13 protein-coding genes, 1 pseudogene and 3 riboswitches are annotated in these 21,805 nt (G+C 35.0%); of the genes and pseudogenes, 11 read left to right on the forward strand and 3 right to left on the reverse strand.

The annotated features are described in order from the left end of the window. Nucleotides 1-3 precede the first annotated feature (3 nt). Together ACODS7_RS17750 and ACODS7_RS17755 are read left to right on the forward strand one after the other, a co-directional pair. Nucleotides 4-795: an endonuclease/exonuclease/phosphatase family protein gene (locus ACODS7_RS17750; protein ID WP_048564637.1), complete on the forward strand. Its 792-nt coding sequence runs from the start codon at nucleotides 4-6 to the stop codon at nucleotides 793-795. Nucleotides 796-1,100: 305 nt separating this feature from the next. Then, nucleotides 1,101-3,962: a YhgE/Pip domain-containing protein gene (locus ACODS7_RS17755; RefSeq protein ID WP_243168135.1), complete on the forward strand. Its 2,862-nt coding sequence runs from the start codon at nucleotides 1,101-1,103 to the stop codon at nucleotides 3,960-3,962. 39 nt (nucleotides 3,963-4,001) lie between these two features. On the opposite strand, the gene topB is transcribed toward ACODS7_RS17755, so the two are convergent. Further along, nucleotides 4,002-6,191 (reverse strand): DNA topoisomerase III, encoded by a 2,190-nt coding sequence (gene topB, locus ACODS7_RS17760; RefSeq protein ID WP_029441506.1) that lies wholly within the window; start codon nucleotides 6,189-6,191, stop codon nucleotides 4,002-4,004. A gap of 305 nt (nucleotides 6,192-6,496) precedes the next feature. Next, nucleotides 6,497-6,609: riboswitch (TPP riboswitch) on the forward strand. A gap of 72 nt (nucleotides 6,610-6,681) precedes the next feature. Between topB and thiM the strand changes: the two genes are divergently transcribed. Together thiM and thiE are read left to right on the forward strand one after the other, a co-directional pair. Beyond that, nucleotides 6,682-7,491 carry a hydroxyethylthiazole kinase gene (thiM, locus tag ACODS7_RS17765; protein WP_029441507.1) on the forward strand — a complete coding sequence of 270 codons (810 nt, stop codon included), beginning with the start codon at nucleotides 6,682-6,684 and terminating at the stop codon, nucleotides 7,489-7,491. A 14-nt stretch (nucleotides 7,492-7,505) separates the two neighbouring features. Continuing rightward, the gene (gene thiE, locus ACODS7_RS17770; RefSeq protein WP_016083676.1) at nucleotides 7,506-8,165 is read left to right on the forward strand and encodes a thiamine phosphate synthase; all 660 of its coding nucleotides are present in this window, start codon (nucleotides 7,506-7,508) and stop codon (nucleotides 8,163-8,165) included. Between the two features lie 115 nt (nucleotides 8,166-8,280). Here the strand turns inward: thiE and ACODS7_RS17775 are convergent, their stop codons facing one another. Continuing rightward, nucleotides 8,281-9,594 carry an anaerobic C4-dicarboxylate transporter family protein gene (locus ACODS7_RS17775; RefSeq protein ID WP_043937733.1) on the reverse strand — a complete coding sequence of 438 codons (1,314 nt, stop codon included), beginning with the start codon at nucleotides 9,592-9,594 and terminating at the stop codon, nucleotides 8,281-8,283. A 282-nt stretch (nucleotides 9,595-9,876) separates the two neighbouring features. After that, nucleotides 9,877-9,961: riboswitch (cyclic di-GMP riboswitch) on the forward strand. A gap of 133 nt (nucleotides 9,962-10,094) precedes the next feature. On the opposite strand from ACODS7_RS17775, the gene ACODS7_RS17780 reads away from it, so the two are divergent. The 7 genes from ACODS7_RS17780 to ACODS7_RS17810 all read left to right on the forward strand — a co-directional run bounded on the left by ACODS7_RS17780 (nucleotide 10,095) and on the right by ACODS7_RS17810 (nucleotide 20,578). Continuing rightward, nucleotides 10,095-11,834: a methyl-accepting chemotaxis protein gene (locus ACODS7_RS17780; RefSeq protein ID WP_016083674.1), complete on the forward strand. Its 1,740-nt coding sequence runs from the start codon at nucleotides 10,095-10,097 to the stop codon at nucleotides 11,832-11,834. 174 nt (nucleotides 11,835-12,008) lie between these two features. Then, nucleotides 12,009-15,575 (forward strand): non-ribosomal peptide synthetase, encoded by a 3,567-nt coding sequence (locus ACODS7_RS17785; RefSeq protein ID WP_373371776.1) that lies wholly within the window; start codon nucleotides 12,009-12,011, stop codon nucleotides 15,573-15,575. A 52-nt stretch (nucleotides 15,576-15,627) separates the two neighbouring features. Further along, nucleotides 15,628-15,729: riboswitch (TPP riboswitch) on the forward strand. Nucleotides 15,730-15,830: 101 nt separating this feature from the next. Further along, complete coding sequence (locus ACODS7_RS17790; protein ID WP_016083672.1) at nucleotides 15,831-16,151, forward strand: MTH1187 family thiamine-binding protein; 321 nt, start codon at nucleotides 15,831-15,833, stop codon at nucleotides 16,149-16,151. Further along, on the forward strand, nucleotides 16,123-16,896 hold the full coding sequence (locus ACODS7_RS17795) for an ABC transporter permease (RefSeq protein ID WP_016083671.1): 774 nt from the start codon (nucleotides 16,123-16,125) through the stop codon (nucleotides 16,894-16,896). Before ACODS7_RS17790 ends, ACODS7_RS17795 begins: the two co-directional genes overlap by 29 nt. After that, entirely contained in the window at nucleotides 16,893-17,891 is a 999-nt protein-coding gene (locus ACODS7_RS17800) for an ABC transporter substrate-binding protein (protein ID WP_016083670.1), read from the forward strand. The genes ACODS7_RS17795 and ACODS7_RS17800 overlap by 4 nt, the downstream gene beginning before the upstream one ends. Next, nucleotides 17,888-18,637 (forward strand): ABC transporter ATP-binding protein, encoded by a 750-nt coding sequence (locus ACODS7_RS17805; RefSeq protein WP_243168136.1) that lies wholly within the window; start codon nucleotides 17,888-17,890, stop codon nucleotides 18,635-18,637. The genes ACODS7_RS17800 and ACODS7_RS17805 overlap by 4 nt, the downstream gene beginning before the upstream one ends. 396 nt (nucleotides 18,638-19,033) lie before the next feature. Continuing rightward, nucleotides 19,034-20,578: an ABC-F family ATP-binding cassette domain-containing protein gene (locus ACODS7_RS17810; protein ID WP_243168137.1), complete on the forward strand. Its 1,545-nt coding sequence runs from the start codon at nucleotides 19,034-19,036 to the stop codon at nucleotides 20,576-20,578. A gap of 445 nt (nucleotides 20,579-21,023) precedes the next feature. Here the strand turns inward: ACODS7_RS17810 and ACODS7_RS17815 are convergent. Continuing rightward, nucleotides 21,024-21,752 (reverse strand): annotated as a pseudogene (locus ACODS7_RS17815) (cellulose binding domain-containing protein); the annotation flags it as partial. Between the last annotated feature and the right edge of the window lie 53 nt (nucleotides 21,753-21,805).

Below are 21,805 nucleotides of genomic sequence, written 5' to 3' on the forward strand. Positions count from 1 at the left end.
AATATGAAATTGCTAACTTTAAACTGTCATTCTTGGCAAGAAGAGAATCAAATAGAAAAGATAAAATACCTTGCTAAAGTAATTCAAGAAGAAGAGTACGATGTCATCGCATTGCAAGAAGTAAGTCAGTCCATACAAGCTGAAAATGTATGCGGTAACAAGAAAAAAGATAATTTTGGACTTTTACTATTAGAAGAGTTAAAAGCGCTACATGTAAAAGATTACAATATTACTTGGGATTTCTCTCATATTGGTTATGACGTGTACGAAGAAGGATTAGCGATTATAACGAAGCATAATATTATAAAAGAAGATACGTTCTTTATTTCAGAAAACGAGGATACAACGTATTGGAAAACGCGTAAAATTGTAAGTACAACAATTGCTTATAATGGTAAGGATATAACGTTTTATTCTTGCCATCTCGGTTGGTGGAATGATGAAGAAGAGTCATTCAAAGGTCAAGTCGATCGTTTGATGGAGCGTGTAGATAGCAATAAGCTCGCCTTCTTAATGGGGGATTTTAATAACAATGCTCGCTTGGAAGGCGAAGGTTATGAGCATATGATGCAAAAAGGGTTGTATGACACATATGAATTAGCAATAGAGAAGGATGAAGGAACGACTGTCCAAGGCGAGATTGCTGGTTGGGATGAAAATAAACATAATTTGCGAATCGATCTAATATTGTGTAACCAAAGTAAAAAAGTTCATTCTTCAAAAGTTATTTTTAATGGTACAAACAGAAATGTAATTTCAGATCATTTCGGTGTAGAGGTTCAATTGGATATATAATAGAAGAAATCCTCACAGAGAATAAAAGCTGTGAGGATTTTTTTTAGGAATACAAGTATTTCCAAGAGAAAATACTTGTATTTTTTATGACATTTCATATATATTTGTTATTATTGAATGTAAAACCGATTTGGTCATTTTGTATTCATACTTTGACTCACTTCGTTATATAATAAAGTAAGTGAAAGTTAATGGGAAAAAATAGTACGTTTTTGGTTAATACACGATGTAGAAAGTGATATAATTGCAAAATGCATGTATCATTTTCTAAAGAAGGAAAAATATATAATTAGGTGATAACTTCTATGAAACAGATTTGGCGTATTTATAAGACAGATTTACGGAATGTAGCCAAACATTGGGCTGCAATTGTTATTGTTTTAGGATTAATGATTTTACCATCGTTATATGCATGGTTTAACATTAAAGCTTCTTGGGATCCGTATGGAAATACAAAAGAGGTTCCCATTGCAGTTTCTAACCAAGATGCAGGTTCTAATTTAAGAGGGAAAGATATTAATATCGGGAAAGAGATTGTAGACTCCCTTAAGAAAAACAAAAATCTTGGCTGGAAATTTGTAGATGAAAAACAAGCAATTTACGGAGTTGAGCGTGGGGATTATTATGCAAGTATTACGATTCCAAAAGACTTCTCTGAAAAAATTGCAACTGTTCTGGATGAAAATCCTAAAAAACCAGAACTGGATTACTATGTGAATGAAAAAGTAAACGCGATTGCACCGAAGATTACAGCAAAAGGTGCATCAGGTATTACAGAAGAAATTAGTAAAAACTTTGTAAAAACAGCAAACGGTGAGATTTTTAAAATTTTCAATGACCTTGGAATCGATTTAGAAACAAACTTACCAAGTATCGAAAAAGTAAAAGATCTTGTATTTAAGTTAGAAGCGCAGTTCCCAGAAATGAATACACTTATGGATAAGGCGTTAGATGATGCGACTCGAGCAGAAGATGTTGTGAAAGTAGCGCAAAAAGAGTTGCCGGTTGTAGAAAGTGTAATAAATGATGGGCAGGAAGCATTGGCGAATTTAGATAAGTTCTTTGCAAGACAAGATCAAACATTAAAAAATGCTCCAGGGACGATAAGAAATGATTTAGTGGCAGCAAAAGGCGTTATGGATAGTGCAGATGCATTTACTGACTTTTTAATGAATCCAGGTGTAGAACTAAATATTCCTGACTTGTCTGGAATGAATGGATTACCTGAATTCCCAGCGAGACCAGATCTTTCTAAGTTGAATAGTGATGGTTATAAGAGTATAGCGCAAAATATTAATCAAACAGTAAATAATGTTTTAAGTTCATCACGTGCAGGAACAGCTTATGGGAAAAGTGTTTTAAATGGATTGCAAAATGGTCAGTTTGATCCAGAACAAGCAAAGAAAGATTTAAATGCGGTATCAGAACGATTACAAACTGGTACAGATGGTATTTCATATCTTATTAATTTCTTTACTGAACTTCAAAAATCGGCGACTACTGATTTTGGTCAAAGCTTTTTCCAAGGGCGAGTGAATCACTTAACTAATGTTAAAAAAGGTATGGAAAATGCAAATAACGGTATTAAAGATATTGTAAATGTTATTGGCAAAGGACAAGAAGTAAAGAAAGATGTAACAGATGTAGCGAATCAAAAATTAGATGCAGCAAATGGATTAATTGATCAAGCTGAAAAAGATTATAATGAAACGTTTGTAGCAGATTATAAAAAAGCAGTTAGCACAGTCGATCAAGCCAAAGTTGATGCAAATGCAGTATATGATAATGCAAAAGCAGATTACGATAAAGTAAAAAATGGTATTGAGGGTGCAAAAGCAGATTTACAGAAAGCAAAAGAAGATGTACAAAATAGAGGTATTAACGGTTTAGATTCAACGAAAGTAGCTTTAAATAGCTTAAATGGTCAATTCCAATCTGGAATCGGTTTAATTGATGATATGATTCCAGTTCTAGAAAGTACAAATAAGGTTTTAGCGGATGTAAATAGTGATAAAAACCTTAATAATGGAATCGCAAAATTAAACAAAGCGAAAAGCAGCTTACAAAAAGGTGTAGAGGCAACGAATAAGGGAATTACACTTCTTAACAATGGCCAGAAACCTACAAAAGATGTAATTGAAAGTATTAACAATGCTGCGAAGGGCGGATCAGCTCAATTAACAGATGTATTATCGACGTATGATTCAGAAATTGTACCTAATTTCAATACAGCAATTGCTCGTACAAAAGAGATGTCGAAAAATACAACTCAAATTTTAAATGATGCAGACAAAAAGCTTCCAGATGTTAAAAAATTACTAGAAGATTCATCAAAAGGCTTAGTAGACGGTAGAAAGAAATTAGTAGACATTAAAGCTGAAATGCCGGAGACTGAGAAAAAGATTAAAGGCTTAGCAAATAAAATTCGTGATTTTGAATCTGAAGAAGATATAAAAGACATCATACGCTTATTGAAAAACGATGTTGAAAAGCAAAGTGATTACTTTGCGAATCCAGTAAATTTAAAAGAGAATAAATTATTTGCGATGCCGAACTACGGTTCAGCGATGTCACCATTCTATACAGTGCTTGCACTATGGGTAGGCGCATTATTAATGGTTTCATTATTAACGGTAGAAGTGCATGAAGAGGGCGCGAATTATAAGAGCCATGAAATTTACTTCGGACGTTTATTAACATTCTTAACGATAGGTCTTTCACAAGCGTTTATCGTATCGATGGGAGATATATTCTTACTCGGTACGTACGTAGTCGATAAGTTCTGGTTTGTATTATTTAGTTTATTTATTGGTGGAGTCTTCGTTTGTATCGTATACTCACTCGTTTCTATTTTCGGAAACGTTGGGAAATCGATGGCGATCATTTTACTTGTATTGCAAGTAGCAGGGTCGGGCGGAACATTCCCAATTCAAATGACACCGAAATTCTTCCAAGCAATTTATCCGTTCTTACCGTTCACATACGCAATTAGTGCAATTCGTGAAACGGTTGGCGGAATGCTTTGGGATATCGTAATAAGAGACTTACTTGTGTTAAGTGTTTTCGTAGTAGTTATGATCGTTGCTGCGTTATTACTGAAAACACCAATTAACAAATCAAGTGAAAAATTTGTTGAGAATGCAAAAGGAAGTAAAATTATTCATTAAGAAAAAGGTTCCTACCGAGAGCGGTAGGAACCTTTTTGTTTAATCGAACTTTAATTTTTTTAATGCGTCTGCGAACGGGTTGTTTAATGGTTCTTCTTCTTTTTTCTGTTGTTTCATATATTTTTGAACGTCACGTTTATCAGCTTTGTTTCCAGATTCTTTTTTACGTCGCTCTTGGAATGTTGATAATTTCTCGCGATAGCCACATTTACATGCAAAGATTTGACCTGCACCTTCACCACGTAATTCTAATTTCTTCTTACATTGCGGACAGCGAGCGTTTGTTGTACGAGATACATTTTTACGATGACCACATTCACGATCTTGGCATACGAGCATTTTTCCCTTTTTGCCGTTTACTTCTAGCATTGGTTTGCCGCAGTCTGGACAAGACTTCGTTGAAATGTTGTCATGTTTATATTTTTTATCACTCGATTTAATTTCAGAAACAATTTCTTTCGTATAGTTCTTCATTTCCGAAATGAATACTTCTTTCTTGAGTTTTCCTTTTGCAATTGCCTCAAGTTTTTGTTCCCACTCACCAGTTAGTGTAGGTGATTTTAATTCTTCTGGTACTAAATCAAGTAATTGACGACCTTTTGATGTAATGTGAATATCTTTACCACGTTTTTCAATTAAGAAAGAGTTGAAAAGTTTGTCGATAATATCTGCACGTGTCGCTACAGTACCTAATCCACCAGTTGACTTTAACGTATCAGCAAGTTGTTTATTTTGAGTATCCATATATTTTGTAGGATTCTCCATTGCTGAAAGTAAAGTTGCTTCATTAAAGCGTGCAGGTGCTTTCGTTTGACCTGATGTTTGCATAATTAACTTTACAGTTAATGTATCGCCCTTTTCAATGCGAGGTAGAAGCTGCTCCTTTACGTCATCAGTTACATCATCGTCTTCAAATCGATTTTCGTATACTTCCTTCCAACCAGCATGTAAAATTGTTTTTCCGCGTGCAATGAACGTTTCACTACCAACTTTAGTACGTAATGTTAGTTGCTCGTATTCGAATGCTGGGAATAAAACAGCTAAGAAACGTTTTACAACTAAATCATAAATTTTGCGTTCTTTATCTGTGAATGCTGAGAAGTTAACGTATCCTTCTGTTGGAATAATCGCATGATGATCGCTTACTTTACTATCATCAACAAATGATTTGTTAGGTTTGATAGGCTTTTGTAATACTTTATGTGCGAAGGGACGGTATTCTCCAACACCACATGCTTTTAGACGTTCTGGAAGTGTTCCAACGATATCAGATGAAATGTAGCGTGAATCTGTACGAGGGTACGTTAGCACTTTATGCTGTTCATACAATTTCTGCATAATATTTAATGTTTCTTTGGCAGAGTAACCGAACTTTTTATTTGCATCACGTTGCAATTCAGTTAAATCGTAAAGACCAGGAGAGAATGATTTCTTCTGTTTCTTATCAATTTCCACAACAGTAGCATTTTGTTTATCTAAACTTTTTACAATACCATCAATTTTTTCTTTATTAAAACTACGGCTATTGCCATTTGTATCTTGCCAAGTAAGTTTGAGTTTCTCCATTGTTTGAGCTTCGATGCCGTAGTAAGTTTGTGCTTTGAAGTTCTTTATTTCATCCTCACGACTAGCGATCATAGCAACAGTAGGAGTTTGCACACGGCCGCAATTTAACTGGGCATTAAAGCGAGTTGTTAAAGCGCGAGTTGCATTAAGACCGATATACCAGTCAGCTTCTGAACGTGCAACTGCTGAAGCGTATAAATTGTCATAGGCTTTACCTGGTTTTAAATTTGCAAAACCATCTTTAATTGCTTTATCGGTTACAGAAGAAATCCATAAACGTTTGATTGGTTTATTTAGCTTAACTTTATCGATAATCCAGCGTGCGACTAATTCCCCTTCACGTCCAGCGTCTGTTGCTACAATAATTTCATTTACATCTTTTCTAAGTAGCTGACTTTTTACAGCATTAAATTGTTTACCAGTTTGTTTAATAACCGTTAATTTCAAACGCTCCGGTAGCATCGGTAAATCTTCTAAATTCCACTGTTTATATTTCACATCATAGCTTTCTGGATCTGCTAATGTAACGAGATGACCTAAAGCCCAAGTTACAATATATTTACTACCCTCAAGATAGCCGTTTCCTTTTTTATCACACTTCAGTACACGAGCAATATCTCGTGCAACGGAAGGTTTTTCAGCGATTACAACGCTTTTTGACATATTAAAAACATCCTTTCAAATTTCCATAAGTTAAATATAGCATACATCTTCTTGAGATTCAGTTTCGCTCCATATTTGAGCTGTTTTTAATGGAATGAACAAAACCCCCACTGATTAAAGTTTCACTTTATCCCGCATTAACGGGCAGTAAGATCCCCACCTCAAAATTCAACGAAAGCAAATAAGTTAGGTGGGGGAACAACTGCCCGTAAAAGCCTTCACTTTATCAGTTGCTCCTATATTAAATAGAAAAGTAAAGAACTTGTTATTTTACTAGAATAAGAGTAGACTTTGAAGTAGATGAATAAGAAACACATGGGAGTTTGTGGATACAAACTGAGAGGATGACTACTAGTCCGTCATTGACCATTTGAACCTGTTGGATAATGCCAGCGTAGGGAGAGTGTAAAAGCACATGTTCAGGCACTTTGCGTACGCGCAAAGTGTCTTTTTGTGTATCTCCCATCATTATAGTTAGGAGATGAAAAGGATGAATATGAAAGAAATTAGTAAAGTAGTGGATTTGGTGAGAGAATCTAATCCGTTAGTTCATAATATTACAAATGTTGTTGTAACAAATTTTACTGCTAACGGTTTGTTGGCACTTGGGGCATCGCCTGTAATGGCGTATGCAAAAGAGGAAGTAGCAGAAATGGCTAGCATTGCTGGAGCGTTAGTATTAAATATGGGGACACTTCGTCCTGAGGAAGTAGAAGCGATGTTACTCGCTGGTAAATCAGCAAATGTGAACAATGTGCCAGTACTATTTGATCCAGTTGGTGCAGGAGCAACTTCGTATCGAACAGAAGTTGCGAGACATATTCCGGCTGAAATCGATTTAGCAATTATCCGCGGAAATGCGGCTGAAATAGCAAACGTTATTAATGAGAAATGGGAAATTAAAGGGGTAGACGCTGGTACTGGAAATGGAAATGTTGTAAGTATTGCAAGGCAGGCAGCAGATGAACTAAATACAGTTGCGGTCATTACTGGAAAAGAAGATGTTGTTACAGATGGAGAGCGAACTGTTCTTATTCGAAATGGTCATCCTATTTTAACAAAAGTTACGGGAACAGGGTGTTTACTAACTTCGGTAATAGGAGCATTTGTAGCAGTTGAAAAAGATTATGTAAAAGCAGCAGTAGCCGCATTAACGTTTTATGGTGTAGCTGCAGAACTGGCAGCTGCTAAAACAGTAGAAAAAGGGCCAGGTAGTTTCCAAATTGAATTTTTAAATCAATTAGCGAATACAACTTCAGCTGATATGGAGAAGTATGGGAAGATTGAGGAGTTAGAGTAAGGGGGATGAAACACATGATGCGCATTGAAACAAAGAAAATGTCTAACCTATTACAAGTGTATTTTATTATGGGAAGCAATAACTGCACGAAGGATCCTTTAACTGTATTGAAAGAAGCGTTAGATGGTGGAGTGACACTTTTTCAATTTCGTGAAAAGGGGGAAGGTTCTTTAATTGGAGAGGATAGAGTGCGTTTTGCAAAAGAATTGCAGACTCTTTGTAAGGAATATAGTGTTCCTTTCATTGTAAATGATGATGTAGAATTAGCCATTGAATTAGATGCAGATGGTGTTCATGTAGGACAAGATGATGAAGGAATTACATCTGTTCGTGAAAAAATGGGAGATAAAATTATCGGTGTATCTGCTCATACAATTGAAGAAGCACGCTTTGCAATCGAACATGGAGCAGATTATTTAGGCGTTGGACCTATTTTCCCAACGAGTACGAAAAAAGATACGAAAGCGGTTCAAGGAACGAAAGGATTAGCTTATTTTAGAGAACAAGGAATTACAGTGCCAATCGTTGGTATTGGCGGGATTACAATTGAAAATACAGCGGCAGTTATAGAGGCGGGTGCGGAAGGTGTTTCAGTTATTTCAGCAATTAGTTTAGCTGAATCTGCGTATGAAAGTACGAGAAAATTAGCTGAAGAAGTAAAGAGAAGTTTGTAGGGAAGGACGTGTAGTATTTTAAGTGCTACATGGAGAAATGGACTGCCCCAAATTTTAAACAAACGTTTGATTAAAAAAGCACAAACCTTTTTAAATAAAGGTTTGTGCTTTTTCTTTAAAACATAATAGAAATTAAAAGCATTCCAATGCCGATAGAAGTAAATGTTGCGATTAAACCTGGAATCATAAAGCTATGATTTAATACGTATTTACCGATACCTGTTGTACCAGTACGGTCAAAGTTAATGGCAGCAACGATTGTTCCATAGTTTGGAATGAAGAAATATCCGTTTACTGCAGGGAACATCGCAATCAGTAGTGCTGGTGGAATACCAAGGGATAGTCCAAGTGGCATTAAGGCACGTACTGTTGCTGCTTGGCTGTACAGTAAAATAGATAGAATGAATAGCGCGATGGCAAATAGCCAAGGTGCACTTGTTACTAAATGCTGAATGGATCCTTGAATCATATTTAAGTTTCCGTTAAAGAAAGTATCTCCCATCCAAGCGATACCGAAAATAGCAACAACTGCTGTTGCCCCTGCTTTAAAGACGTTACCAGACACAATGCTTTCTACATTTGGTTTACAGAAAATAATAATAAGAGCCGCGATAGTTAACATAACCATCTCAATTGTGTTCGGCATGGAAAGACGAGCTAACTTCCCATCAACTATCCATCCTGGACGAAGTGCTTCAAATGAACCAAGAAGTACAACAAGGAAGGTTCCAACTAGGAAAAGGATAACTGATAATTTGGCGCCTTTTACACCTACAAATTCTTTTTTCTCTTCAAGTTTAGGAATCATTCCTTCGTTTAATCGTTTTAAGTATTCAGGGTCTTCATTTAATTCTTTTCCCATCTTACTAGCAACGAATGCTGCTAACATACAAGCAATGAAAGTAGAAGGGATACTTACTTTTAAAATATCTAATAAGGTAATTTTATAGTCAGCGAACATTGCTAAAAGAGCAACTGTGGCAGCTGAAATCGGACTAGCTGTAATTGCTTGCTGAGAAGCGATTACGGCAATCGACATTGGGCGTTCCGGTCTAATCCCTGATTCACGAGAGACTTCTGCAATAACAGGAAGTACAGAATAGGCAACGTGACCAGTACCTGCACATAGTGTGAATAAATAAGTAACAATTGGAGCAAAAAAAGTAATACGCTTTGGATTTTTTCGCAATGCTTTTTCAGCTAGATGAACAAGATAGTCCATTCCACCAGCAGCTTGCAAAGCACCAGCAGCTGTAATTACTGCCAAAATCATGAGCATTACATCAATAGGAGGCGCGGTCGGTTGTAAGTGGAAGACAAAAACGAGTATTGCCATACCAACTCCACCCATTACTCCTAAACCAACTCCGCCTAGGCGTGCACCAATAAAAATACAGAGTAACAAGGTAAGAAATTGTAGCCAAAACATGATAAACTACCTCCGAAATTCATTAATTAAGATATATTCGAATAGTTTAATTTGAATGAAAATTAAATAAATACCCGAAGAAATCCTTGTTATTTATACATTTTTTATTATATAACACAAAAAAAGTAACATTCACGTACTTTTTGAAATTATTTCGAAAAAGCAATGCGTTAAAAATTTGTATTTATATCTCTAAATAAGTAGACATTTTGATTTATATGTTGTAATCTTTGAAAGAGAATAAATTAATTCTCATAGAACTCCCATATCGTTCAACTCGTTCAGCGAGAAAGGCAAACTGATGGAAACATGAGGACGCAAAACTACAGGAGCTAAGGTCGAAAGGCTATGCTAGCCAGTTACCGGACGGATAGGGTTGGTCTTGGCCAATGCTTTTACATTGGCTTTTTTTTATTCTCGAATATATTGAGAAACATTTTCAAACAAAATATTCGTATATTTTGTTTTTTTGTTATGTTAATTAAGGAAGGTGGATATTAATGAAAAAGTATTGGCATAAGTTAACGTTTCTTCAAAAGAACGTCTTATTAACCGTACTAGTTATTTTGACGCTTGTTGGAAGTATGGGCGCGTTAAGTTTCAACATGTTTCAAAATAGTATGATGTCTTTATTTGAAAGACAGTCTATTGAAACAGGAGATACTGTAATAAATCAATTAGACGCAGAATTAGTGAAAGATCTTGCGAAAGATCCTACAGCCCAAAAGGAGAAGAAGGAAAAGTTAAAAGAGCAATTAGATGAAGTGACAAAAGATTTAAAAAGTGTTGGACAAACGTATATTACGGGAGCAAAACCCAATGACAAACGAGAATTACAAATCGTTGGTTTGACTACAGAGTTAACAAATGCAGTACCTGTAAAGCCGGGTGACTATTATGAACAACCAGCTCATTGGATGAAGGCATACGATAAAGTGATAGATACGAAAAAGGCACAAATGACAGAAGTATATGAAGATGAACTAGGCTCATGGGTGACAATATTAGAGCCCATTACGGATGGAGAAAAAAATATTGTCGCAATTGTTGCGGCAGATGTAGATGCTTCTGTTATTCCAGATACAAAGAAGAAATTTATGATGCAAGGTTTACTATTCATTTGTATTTCATTAGCTATTGCGACTGTTATTCAATTCTTTATTGTTCGTAATTCGTTAGCCCCATTAAAAGACCTAAGAGAGGGATTACGTAAAGTTGGTGAGGGTGATTTAAGTATTAAATTAAAAGAAAGACCAGATGACATTGGTATTATTAATACTTATTTCAATGCAACGATTGAGAAATTTAAAGGAATTATAGATAAAGTAAAACAAACTGCAGAGCAAGTTTCTTCTTCATCACAAGAATTATCGGCAAGTACTGAGGAAAACAGTATGGCAGTTCAAGAAATTGCAGGTTCCATGGAAGGTTTAAGAGTAGGAGCACAGTCTCAAGAAACTTCAGTACAACAATGCTTAGGAATTGTGCACGGAATGGAAAATAAGGTGGAAGAGATAACTGGGGCTGCGAAACTGGTTGCGGTTGCCTCAGAAGGTATGGAGCAACATTCAATTGAAGGTAATGAAGTAATTGGACAAATTATTAATCAAATGAATTTAATCCAAAATGCAGTAAAAGATTTATCTTCGATTATTTATTCATTGGAAACAAGATCGAAGGAAATTAGTGATATCGTAACCGTAATTACAGGTATTTCAAATCAAACCAATTTACTTGCGTTAAATGCTTCTATTGAAGCTTCACGTGCTGGGGCTGCTGGAAGAGGATTTGCAGTGGTCGCTGATGAAGTACGTAAATTAGCTGAGCAAACTGAAACGTCAGCGAAAGATATAGCTAAATTAATTGGGGAAACACAAGCTGAAGCAGAAGAGGCTGTAGTTTCAATGCAAAAAGGTTCAAAAGAAGTAGAATCTGGAATTACTCTTGTTCAAAGTAGTGGTGCGTTCTTCGAGAAAATTTCAAAATCAGCACATTCTGTTACGGACCAAGTTAAGGCGGTTTCTAGCAATTCAGGTGATATTTTGCAAAATAGCCAAAATATCGTTCAAGTTGTAAATGAACTATCACATATTGCAAATACGTATGCGAATAGTAGTGGTAATATTGAAGAGAGTATGAAAGAACAGGAAATGTCAGTACAAGATATTGCAGAATTAGCTACTTCTTTAAGCTGGCTTGCACAGGAGCTGCAAGAGTTAATTGGGGAATTTAAAAGTTAATAGAATAATATAAGGTGTAGATTTAATCTACACCTTAATCTTTTTTTAAAATGAATAATTATATATTTATATCTAATGATATACGGTTGTGATTTTAATCATTGGTGGAACATGTCCTCCAATGATCAAAGTTTCATTTTTATATTATGGAGAGTGAGAGGATTCAGTATGAGTATTTTCTTAAAACGTTCATATGTGGAGAGATATGAACAATTTTCGCAACAAAATTATGAACCGTTTATGATACCAAAGGATATTCAAGTAAATGAATATACTCAAATGAAAATTAAGGATATACAAGCGTTTGAACGAAATAAATTAGATTTAATCGCAGCTACTTTTGTATGGCTATATCATGTTAGTAATGAAAAACGTATAGTGATACCTTATTACATGAGACAGAGTAGTTATCCGTTATGTATTACAATTGAACAAGAACTTTCTTATGAAGAGCTAAGGATAGAAATTAATGATCAAATCATGCAGTTAGAAAGTATGGAAGAAGAACGGAAGATATTGTTACAATATGATGAAGAAAAATGGGGGAAACCTGCAGTTACAGTAGGAAAAGAAAATAGAAATAGTCAATTAAACTTTATTGAATTAAAGGATAGTTGTTTTGAAGTTTCTTATAATGAAAAGCAATTGAAAGAAGAAACAGCACTTCGCTATATAAAGCAAATTCAGTATGTAATTCAGCAAGGTATAAAAAAAGAGACGCAATGTGTTGTAGATATGAATATTATTACAGAAGAAGAATTAGTGATATATAAAGAAATAAATGACACAGAAGTGCTATACCCGAATAAAAGTATTGCGGATATGTTTTGTGAAACAGTAAGGAAATTTTCAAAGCGTATAGCTTTATCTTCGGTGGAGGGAACATTAACATATGAACAACTAAATAAAAAAAGTAATAAAATTGCTCACATGTTATTACATCATGGGGTGAAACAAGGTGATTATGTCGGTATCTTTATGAAGCGAAGTATTGATACGGTAGTCAGTATATTAGCAGTTTTAAAAACAGGTGCAGCTTATATTCCGATTGACCCAGATTATCCAGCAAATCGAGTGCAATATATTATCGAGGATAGCCAATCAAAATTAGTTTTAACGAAAGAAGCGAAAGTACCGTTTGAGGATATTCGAGAATTATCTCTTTACGATATTGAACAATTTTCAGAAATAGATGTGAACGTGGCAATTGATCTTGATGATATCGCATATATGATCTATACATCCGGTTCTACGGGAAATCCGAAAGGAACAATGCTTGCGCACCGCGGAGTAGTGAATTTATGTACATGGATGCAAAGGCATTATGAATTAAGTGAAGAAGATATTTTCGCGCAGTTCCCTTCATTTAGTTTTGACGCATCTATTTGGGAGTTATTCGCGTCATTATTCTGCGGTGGAAATATATATGTGTTATTGGATGAACAAAGGCTTTCGGTAGAAGCTTTTGCAAATGCAATTTATAAAGCAAAGGCAACATCTATTTTAGGCTTAGCTACAATTTTCCTACAACAAGTAGCAACATATCTTCCAGATGAAAGTAAGTATAAGCTCGATTCATTAAAGAGGATTGCAGTTGGTGGAGAAATGCTTACTGCTGAAGTAGTAAAACTATGGCGAGAGAGAATTGGTACTCACGTTCAGTTAAATAACGCGTATGGCCCGACAGAATGTACAATTACAACAACGACATATCCAATTCCAGCGGAGTTAAACGATCAACTTGCTAGTATCCCAATCGGGAAGCCAGCGGATAATTATAAAGTTTGGATATTAAATGACAATATGAAAGTTTGTCCAATTGGTATTCCAGGAGAATTATATATAGAGTCAGTAGGTTTAGCAAAAGGTTACTTTAATAAGCCGGAAAAAACAGAGGAAGTATTTATTCCACATCATGAAAAACATGATAGTAAGATATATAAAACAGGTGATATTGTTAAAATATTGGAAGACGGAAATATTGAGTTTTTACATCGTAAAGACAATCAAGTGAAAATTAGAGGACATCGAATTGAATTGGGTGAAATCCAAAACACAATTGCAAAATATGAAATGGTAAAAGATGCAGCTGTATTTACGAAGAAAGGTGAAGAAGGTAGTCATTACTTAGTTGCTTTCTATACAACTAGTAATGAAGTTGCTATGGAAACTTTAATACATGATTTAAGAGAACGATTACCAGATTATATGGTACCGTCTAAATTAATTTATATTAATGAACTGCCACTTACACCGAATAAAAAGGTTGATTTGAAGCGATTAGCACAACTAGAAGCAGACTATGAACCACTTCGTTTACAAGAATATATTGCACCATCTACCGAAGCGGAAGAAAAAATAGCGAAAGCTTGGATTGATGTATTAGGAATCTCAAAAATTGGTGTTCATGATGATTTCTTTACAATCGGTGGGCATTCATTGAAAGTATTGCGAGTTTTAACTTTGTTGAAAGAAGACTTTCCGTATTTAACAATTCAAGACTTCTTCCAGGAACGAACGATATATGGGTTAGCACAAATTCAAAGAGAATTAAAAGTTGAGGAAGAAGAAGTATTCCATGAATATAAAGTTATACATGAGCCAGATCCAATTTCCCGTATAAATGAAGTGACAGACAGCAAAGTTTCAAATATCTTTTTAACGGGAGCTACAGGTTATTTAGGTTCACATATATTGTATGAATTATTAAAAGATACAACAGCACATATTTATTGCTTAGTAAGACCGACGCAAGATATACAACAAAGAATTGTTAATACATTAACAAATTACTTTAAAGATATAAGTCAAGAATGGTTGCAACGCATAACAGCAGTACCTGGTGATCTTGGGGCAGAGTATCTTGGTATGGATGAGGATAAATTTAAATTTATTCACTCCAAAGTTGATACGGTGATTCATTGCGGTGCAGATGTAAGACATTTTGGAGATGTAGCCCAGTTTGAAAATGTGAATGTGCAAGGAACGAGTCGTATGTTAGCCCTAGCGGAAGAAGGAGCATCATTCCACTTTATTTCAACAATTGGTATTCCGATAGAATTAGCAATAGAGCAATGGGACACATATGTGGAAACAGGTGATTTTAATTACGATGTAGAGTTAGAGAATGTGTATTCTGATAGCAAATTACAGGCAGAAAACCTTGTTCGTAAAGCGATACAAGAGGGTGTCCGTGGAAATATTTATCGTGCAGGTAACTTAGCGTGTCATTCAGAGACAGGTGTATTCCAACAAAATATCGAAGGAAACGCATTCTATCGTCTTATTAAAGCGATGCTACTTATTGGACAAGCTCCTAATGTGAAATGGGGAATCGATTTCACACCAATTGATTTTGCTAGTAAATCAATTGTAACGTATGTACAAGATTCACAAATAGATGGAGAAACGTTGCACATCTGTCATCCACATCAAATTGAGTTTGAACAATTTATACAGCTAATTGGAGAGTGTGGATACAATCTTGAAATGGTTCCACTTTCAGAATATGTAAATACCGGACTTGAATTAGCGAAGGGAAATGAAGTAGTAGCTGAGTTAATTGCTTCTCAAGTTGCAGGAGATGGAGCGCAGCAATCTGAAATTGTAATGGGTACACGTAGAACGAATGAATGGATTAAGAAAAAAGAATTGATAGTACCAGCAATCAATAAAGAATTTATACAGCAGTTATTAGCTCATGGTGAAAAAGTTGGATATTTTCCAAAAATAATGAAATGATTATGCATGCTTTTGTTTGTTCAATAAAATAAATCATGCTACAATGAAAACGAATTAAGGACCGGGGAGCCAATTGGCTGAGAGGATGTAAGTAAACATCGACCCTCAACCTGATCTGGATAATGCCAGCGTAGGGAGTTACTTAAAGTGATGTAGCATATGTTATTCTATAATAACTTGCATACAAGGCTTTCCTACGCAGTAGGAAAGCCTTTTCTTATTTTTGAAATTTAATTTTATAAGGGGGATTTTATTATGTCACAACAAGTTACAATGTCATTTTCAGTAGTACCACAAGCGAAAACGAAAGATGTATATTCTGTTGTCGATAAAGCAATTGAAGTTGTGCAACAATCGGGAGTTCGTTATGAAGTAGGGGCAATGGAAACAACTTTGGAAGGAGAATTAGATGTACTTCTTGATGTCGTTAAACGTGCGCAACAAGCTTGCGTCGATGCTGGAGCAGAAGAAGTGATTACTTCTATTAAAATCCATTATCGTCCAAGCACTGGTGTAACAATAGATGAAAAGGTTTGGAAGTACCGTGATGAATATGAAAAACCAGAAGCAATCTAAACTTATTACAACTATTTGGCTTATCCTTCTCATTGCAATATGGGAAGGATCTGTTTCATTATTTAAAATCGAACCGTGGATTTTACCAAAGCCTTCTGCCATTGTTCAAGAATTAATTGGGATGAAAGATTTACTATTACCAAATACGATGCAAACACTGCAGGAAGTTATAATTGGACTATTCTTTGCAATTTTATTGGGGACGAGCATCGCAATTATTATGGACGTTATACCGTTATTTCGTATTTTAATAAATCCATTGCTCGTTATTTCGCAAACAATTCCAATCGTTGTACTTGCACCGCTATTTATTATTTGGTTTGGATATGGGATGTTGCCAAAAGTAATGGTCGTAATACTCGTTTGTTTCTTCCCAATTGCGCTTAGTATTTTAGAAGGTTTTCAAACAGTAGATAAAAACATGTTGAAGCTGTTACAAACAATGAAGGCGACAAAGTGGCAAGTTTACCAGAAAGTAAAATTTCCAGCAGTGCTCCCATACTTTTTCTCAGGTTTAAAAATTGCAGTTACATATAGCGTAATGGGGGCAATTATCGGAGAATGGCTCGGTGCAAGTGAAGGATTAGGGGTTATGCTTACGAGGGCTACAAAATCCTTTTTGACTGCCCGAGTATTTGGTGTTGCAGCAATCATCGTTATGGTGACATTATGCCTGTATTTTATCGTAGAGTTTATGGCAAGAATAACAGCACCATGGATATATAGAAAGGACGGCAGAAAATGAAAAAAGGTTTAAAAGTTATGTTAGCTGCCTTATTAGCAGTAGGTGTGGCTGGATGTAATCCGGCGAAGAAAGAAGAAAGCGCAAGTAAAGATCAAAAAGTAAAAGTAGTATTAGATTGGTTTCCAAATACGAATCATACTGGCTTATATGTAGCGCAAGCGAAAGATTATTACAAAAAGCAAGGATTAGATGTAGAAATTATTCAACCAGGTGACAATGTAACAGCAGAGCAAATGATAGCATCAGGAAAAGCTGACTTCGCAATAAGCGCACAAGAAAATGTAACGTTAGCTCGTGTGGAAGGGATCCCTGTTGTGTCTGTAGGCGCGATTATTCAGCATAACACTTCAGCTTTTGCATCGCTTAAGAAAGATAATATGACGTCACCGAAAGCTTTTGAAGGTAAACGTTATGGCGGCTGGGGAGGACCAGCGGAAGAAGCGACATTAAAGACGATTATGGATAAGCATCAAGCTGATTTTAATAAAGTTGAAAAAATTATCTTAGGACAAACAGATTTCTTTAAATCAATCGGCCGTGATGCAGATTTCGAATGGATTTATTACGGTTGGGATGGTATTGAAGCGAAGCGTCAAGGAAAAGAGTTAAATACGATTATGGTGAAGGACTTAGATCCAGCGCTTGATTTCTATAGTCCTGTTATTATTACGAGTGAAAAACATACGAAGCAAGATAAAGACTTTGTGAAAAAGTTTATGAGTGCAACGACAGAAGGTTATAATTTTGCAATTAAGGAACCGAAAGAAGCTGCTGATCTTCTAATTAAAGCTGTTCCAGATGTAAATAAAGATTTAGTTCAAGAAAGCCAGAAATGGTTAAGTACGAAGTATCAAGATGATGCTAAAGCATGGGGAGTACAGAAGGAAGAAATTTGGACGAATTACATGAATTTCTTATATGATAACAAAGTTATTAAAAAGAAAATCGATGTAAAAGATGCTTTTACAAATGAATTCCTTCCAAGTGAAAAATGAGCGGATTACAAATAAAAAATATAGTGAAATCTTTCGATGGAAAGAATGTATTAGAGAATATTAGTGCCTCTATACAAGAGGGAGAGTTTGTTTCTTTTGTAGGCCCGAGTGGTTGCGGGAAAAGCACATTATTAAATATGATTGCAAATGTTGAAAATCCAACAAGTGGGAACGTAACATATAACGATAAGCAAGTACAAGAGCAAGATGTTGTTAGTTATATGCCACAACAAGATTTATTACTACCGTGGAGATCGGCTTTGCAAAATATCGTTCTACCATTGGAAATCGAAGGGAAACCGAAAAAACAAAGACTAACAGAAGGAATGGAAGCATTAAAGCAGTTTAAGTTAGATGAATATGCAAATCATTATCCAGACGAATTGTCTGGTGGTATGCGCCAAAGAATTAGTTTTCTTCGCACATATTTATGTGAAAAGCCAATTATGTTACTTGATGAGCCTTTTGGAAAGTTAGATGCATTTACAAAAATGGAAGTACACAGTTGGCTTTTAAACTCTTGGCACCAAGAGAAGCAAACAATCGTTATGGTTACACATGACTTGGATGAGGCAATCTTGCTTTCGGATCGCGTATTTATTTTATCTCAAAGACCAGCATCAATAGTTGGCGAGGTACAAGTGAAATTACCTAGGCCGAGAACGATGGATATGTTAACATCACTCGAGTTAAAAAAGGATAAGGAAGAGATTTTAAGTGTGTTAGCTCCTTATATGAAAAAATAGAAAAAGCCTTTTAACAGTTTTTGATATAATTACTGTTAAGGGGCTTTTTTTTAGAATATGAAAAAATGGAGAAGGAACAAAAGGAAAAATAGAGAATAGAATATAACAGAGTAGTTTATACTCTTAATATAACAAATGTTAAAGGAGTGAAAGGATAAAATGACTTTATCAACTGTTCTTCAAATGGTTTTAGCTTGATATGGGAGAAGTCTGCCTATTTTTTAAGATTAAGCTAAATTGAAGACAGCAGGTAAAGAACCTTAATCCTTTTTTACGATAATATGTAATGGGTAAGGTGTATTCACCTTACCCATTTTTATATGCATAATTAAATAAGGCTTCATACTGTTGGTCTCTCTATTTAGCTTATGGACGATAAGTAAAGGAGAGAAAAAAATGAGTATATTAACAGTAGAAAATTTAAATCATTCGTATGGTGAGAAAACCATCTTATATAATGCATGCTTTCGATTATTAAAGGGGGAGCATGTTGGGTTAGTAGGGAAAAATGGGATTGGAAAATCAACACTGTTAAGAATTTTAACAGGAGAACTTATACATGATGATGGGAACATTGAATGGTTTCCACATGTGAAGGTTGGATTTTTGCAGCAGCATATAGATTTACAAGAAGGGACAACAATTGAAGGATACTTTCAAAGTGCATTTTCTAACTTGTATGCGATTGAATACGAAATGTTAAAAATTGCAGAAGAGATGGCTGGAGCAGTAGAAGTAGAAAAATTGTTAGTAAGGTATGGAGAGTTACAAACTATATTGGAAAACTCTAATTTCTATCAAATTCATACAGAAATTGAAGAAGTAGCAATTGGTTTAGGATTGTTTGAAATAGGATTGGAAAAGGATGTTTCAAAGTTAAGTGGAGGACAGCGGACAAAGCTATTACTAGGAAAGCTTCTTCTAGAAAAAGCTGATGTTTTATTGCTAGATGAACCAACAAACTATTTAGATACAGCACATATAGAATGGTTGCAATCGTACTTGAAACTGTACGAAAAAGCTTATATTATCATTTCGCATGACGAAGTATTTTTGAACAATATTACGAATGTCATTTACCATCTAGAAGAACGAAAAGTTAAGCGGTATGTAGGGGATTATGAAAAGTTTTTACAAAGTTATCAATTGCAAAGGAAACAATTACAATCGGCGTATGTGAAACAACAAAAAGAAATTGCTCAGTTAGAAACATTTATTCAAAAAAATAAAATTCGAAAAGCAAAACAGGCAAAAAGTCGAGAGAAAGTATTAGAGAAAATGCAAAGGGTTGAAAAGGTAAATAATGTGCCTCAGTCCCGTTTTGCTTTTACTGTTTATAATGAACCAGTAAGTCGTATATTACAGGCTGAGAAACTAAGAGTGGGTTATAGTGAGCCGTTATTTCCAGACTTGAATTTACAAGTGAAGAAAGGAGACAAGATAGCTATTGTTGGTCATAATGGTATTGGAAAAACGACAATATTAAAAACGTTATTAGGTCAAATAAAGCCGCTAAGCGGCTCAATTTTTGTTGGGGACCGAGTGAGTCCAGCTTATTTTGCACAGGAAGAGTTTGCTTCAGAAATAACACCATTAGAGAAAGTTTGGGCAGAACGACCAGATATGACAAAGAAAGAAGTGCGCCAAGCATTAGCGAAGTGTGGATTGAAAGAAGAACACGTATTAAAACCTATTCGTTTATTAAGCGGTGGAGAGCAAACGAAAGTGCGTTTATGTGAACTTATCGTAACGAAAAGCAATGTTTTAATTTTAGACGAACCGACTAATCATTTGGATGTAGAAACTAAGATGGCTTTACAGGAAGCGTTACAACAATACACAGGAACAGTTTTAATTGTCTCACATGAACCTTCTTTCTATGAATCGTGGATAACAAAAGTATGGAATATAGAAGATTGGAATGCTGAACAATATGAATAAAGAAAAGGCGTTAGCTTTTATGAGCTAATGCCTTTTCTTTGTGATTAACATGATTTTCGAGAACTCTTACATGAGAATTGTATGAAGAAGCACTCTTATGGTGCGCTTATAAGCGTGCTTTTTCTTTTGTTATATTTATAATAATACGAAAGCCTTTCCCTAACAGGTGACTATCTTTCTTTGTATATATAGATAGCTCGAAATGGAATGAAAATAATTCCTATATGTAAAGGATAATGTGGATATTATAGGAAGACAATAGAAATTAAAGGAAATTCATGTAAAATTCAAATGAACTTCATATAAACTTCATATTGGAAACTAAATATAATTATAATAGGTTAATATGATATTTTGATTTTTCATAAAATTAAAAGTTTGAATTTAGGAGGTATTGCTCAAACCTAAATTCAAACTTTAGTGAAATAATTAATGGATATTACGTCTAGTTTTCGCTAATGACGGCATTTAAAAGTTCGGCAGGATTACCCGTTCCTGCACCACCAATTGTAATAGATCCACCAGGAGGAATTTCGCCATTCCATCCTGCGTTCGTAATTACATAATGATTATTTGTTTTACTACTAATTTTAGAATCCCAAACTTGTGTTAAATTGCCGTTATAATCAAATTCTAATTTCCAATTTTTAATAGGAGTCGTTCCGTTATTTTTAATTATAATCGAGAAGTTATAACCGCTTCCCCAATTCGAAGTGACTGAAAATGTAGCAGTGCCATTTCCATCAGGAGGTGTTGTATTAGCTTCATCCGTTTTGACGGTAAGAGTGGTAGGGTGTGATTTATTTCCAGCAGCATCTTTGGCAATTACTGAAAATGCGTATTCAGTATTAGGTTTTAAGTTTTTAATTGTAATGCTATTGGTTGTTGTACTCCATTTCTCTTCTCCAGCAGTAATTTCATATTCCGTAACTGCTACGTTATCAGTAGATGCAGTCCAGTTTAATTGAACTGAGTTTGAATTTTTATTCGTAACTACAATATTTTTAACATTCGTTGGTGGCTCAGTATCTTTTTGACTAATAGGTCCACCAAGTAATTCTTTTACTAGCGTATCAAGTAATTTTGGACCACTACAACTATATTTTGGACTTGTACGGCAATCCCCGCTTAGTTCCCAAAACATTGCTCCACTTAAACCTTTCGTCTTTATATATATAAGTTCCGTTTAATGTTTTAACATCGATAAAAGTGTCTATACTGCTTATT

The sequence above is a fragment of the Bacillus sp. FG16 genome, assembly GCF_057809515.1.

Coding starts and splice junctions, on each gene's coding strand:
- ACODS7_RS17755 (WP_243168135.1), top strand. CDS start 1,101: ATGAAACAGATTTGGCGTATTTATAAGACAGATTTACGGAATGTAGCC.
- topB (WP_029441506.1), bottom strand. CDS start 6,191: ATGTCAAAAAGCGTTGTAATCGCTGAAAAACCTTCCGTTGCACGAGAT.
- ACODS7_RS17775 (WP_043937733.1), bottom strand. CDS start 9,594: ATGTTTTGGCTACAATTTCTTACCTTGTTACTCTGTATTTTTATTGGT.
- ACODS7_RS17805 (WP_243168136.1), top strand. CDS start 17,888: ATGAGCGGATTACAAATAAAAAATATAGTGAAATCTTTCGATGGAAAG.
- ACODS7_RS17780 (WP_016083674.1), top strand. CDS start 10,095: ATGAAAAAGTATTGGCATAAGTTAACGTTTCTTCAAAAGAACGTCTTA.
- ACODS7_RS17810 (WP_243168137.1), top strand. CDS start 19,034: ATGAGTATATTAACAGTAGAAAATTTAAATCATTCGTATGGTGAGAAA.
- thiE (WP_016083676.1), top strand. CDS start 7,506: ATGATGCGCATTGAAACAAAGAAAATGTCTAACCTATTACAAGTGTAT.
- ACODS7_RS17800 (WP_016083670.1), top strand. CDS start 16,893: ATGAAAAAAGGTTTAAAAGTTATGTTAGCTGCCTTATTAGCAGTAGGT.
- ACODS7_RS17750 (WP_048564637.1), top strand. CDS start 4: ATGAAATTGCTAACTTTAAACTGTCATTCTTGGCAAGAAGAGAATCAA.
- ACODS7_RS17790 (WP_016083672.1), top strand. CDS start 15,831: ATGTCACAACAAGTTACAATGTCATTTTCAGTAGTACCACAAGCGAAA.
- thiM (WP_029441507.1), top strand. CDS start 6,682: ATGAATATGAAAGAAATTAGTAAAGTAGTGGATTTGGTGAGAGAATCT.
- ACODS7_RS17795 (WP_016083671.1), top strand. CDS start 16,123: ATGAATATGAAAAACCAGAAGCAATCTAAACTTATTACAACTATTTGG.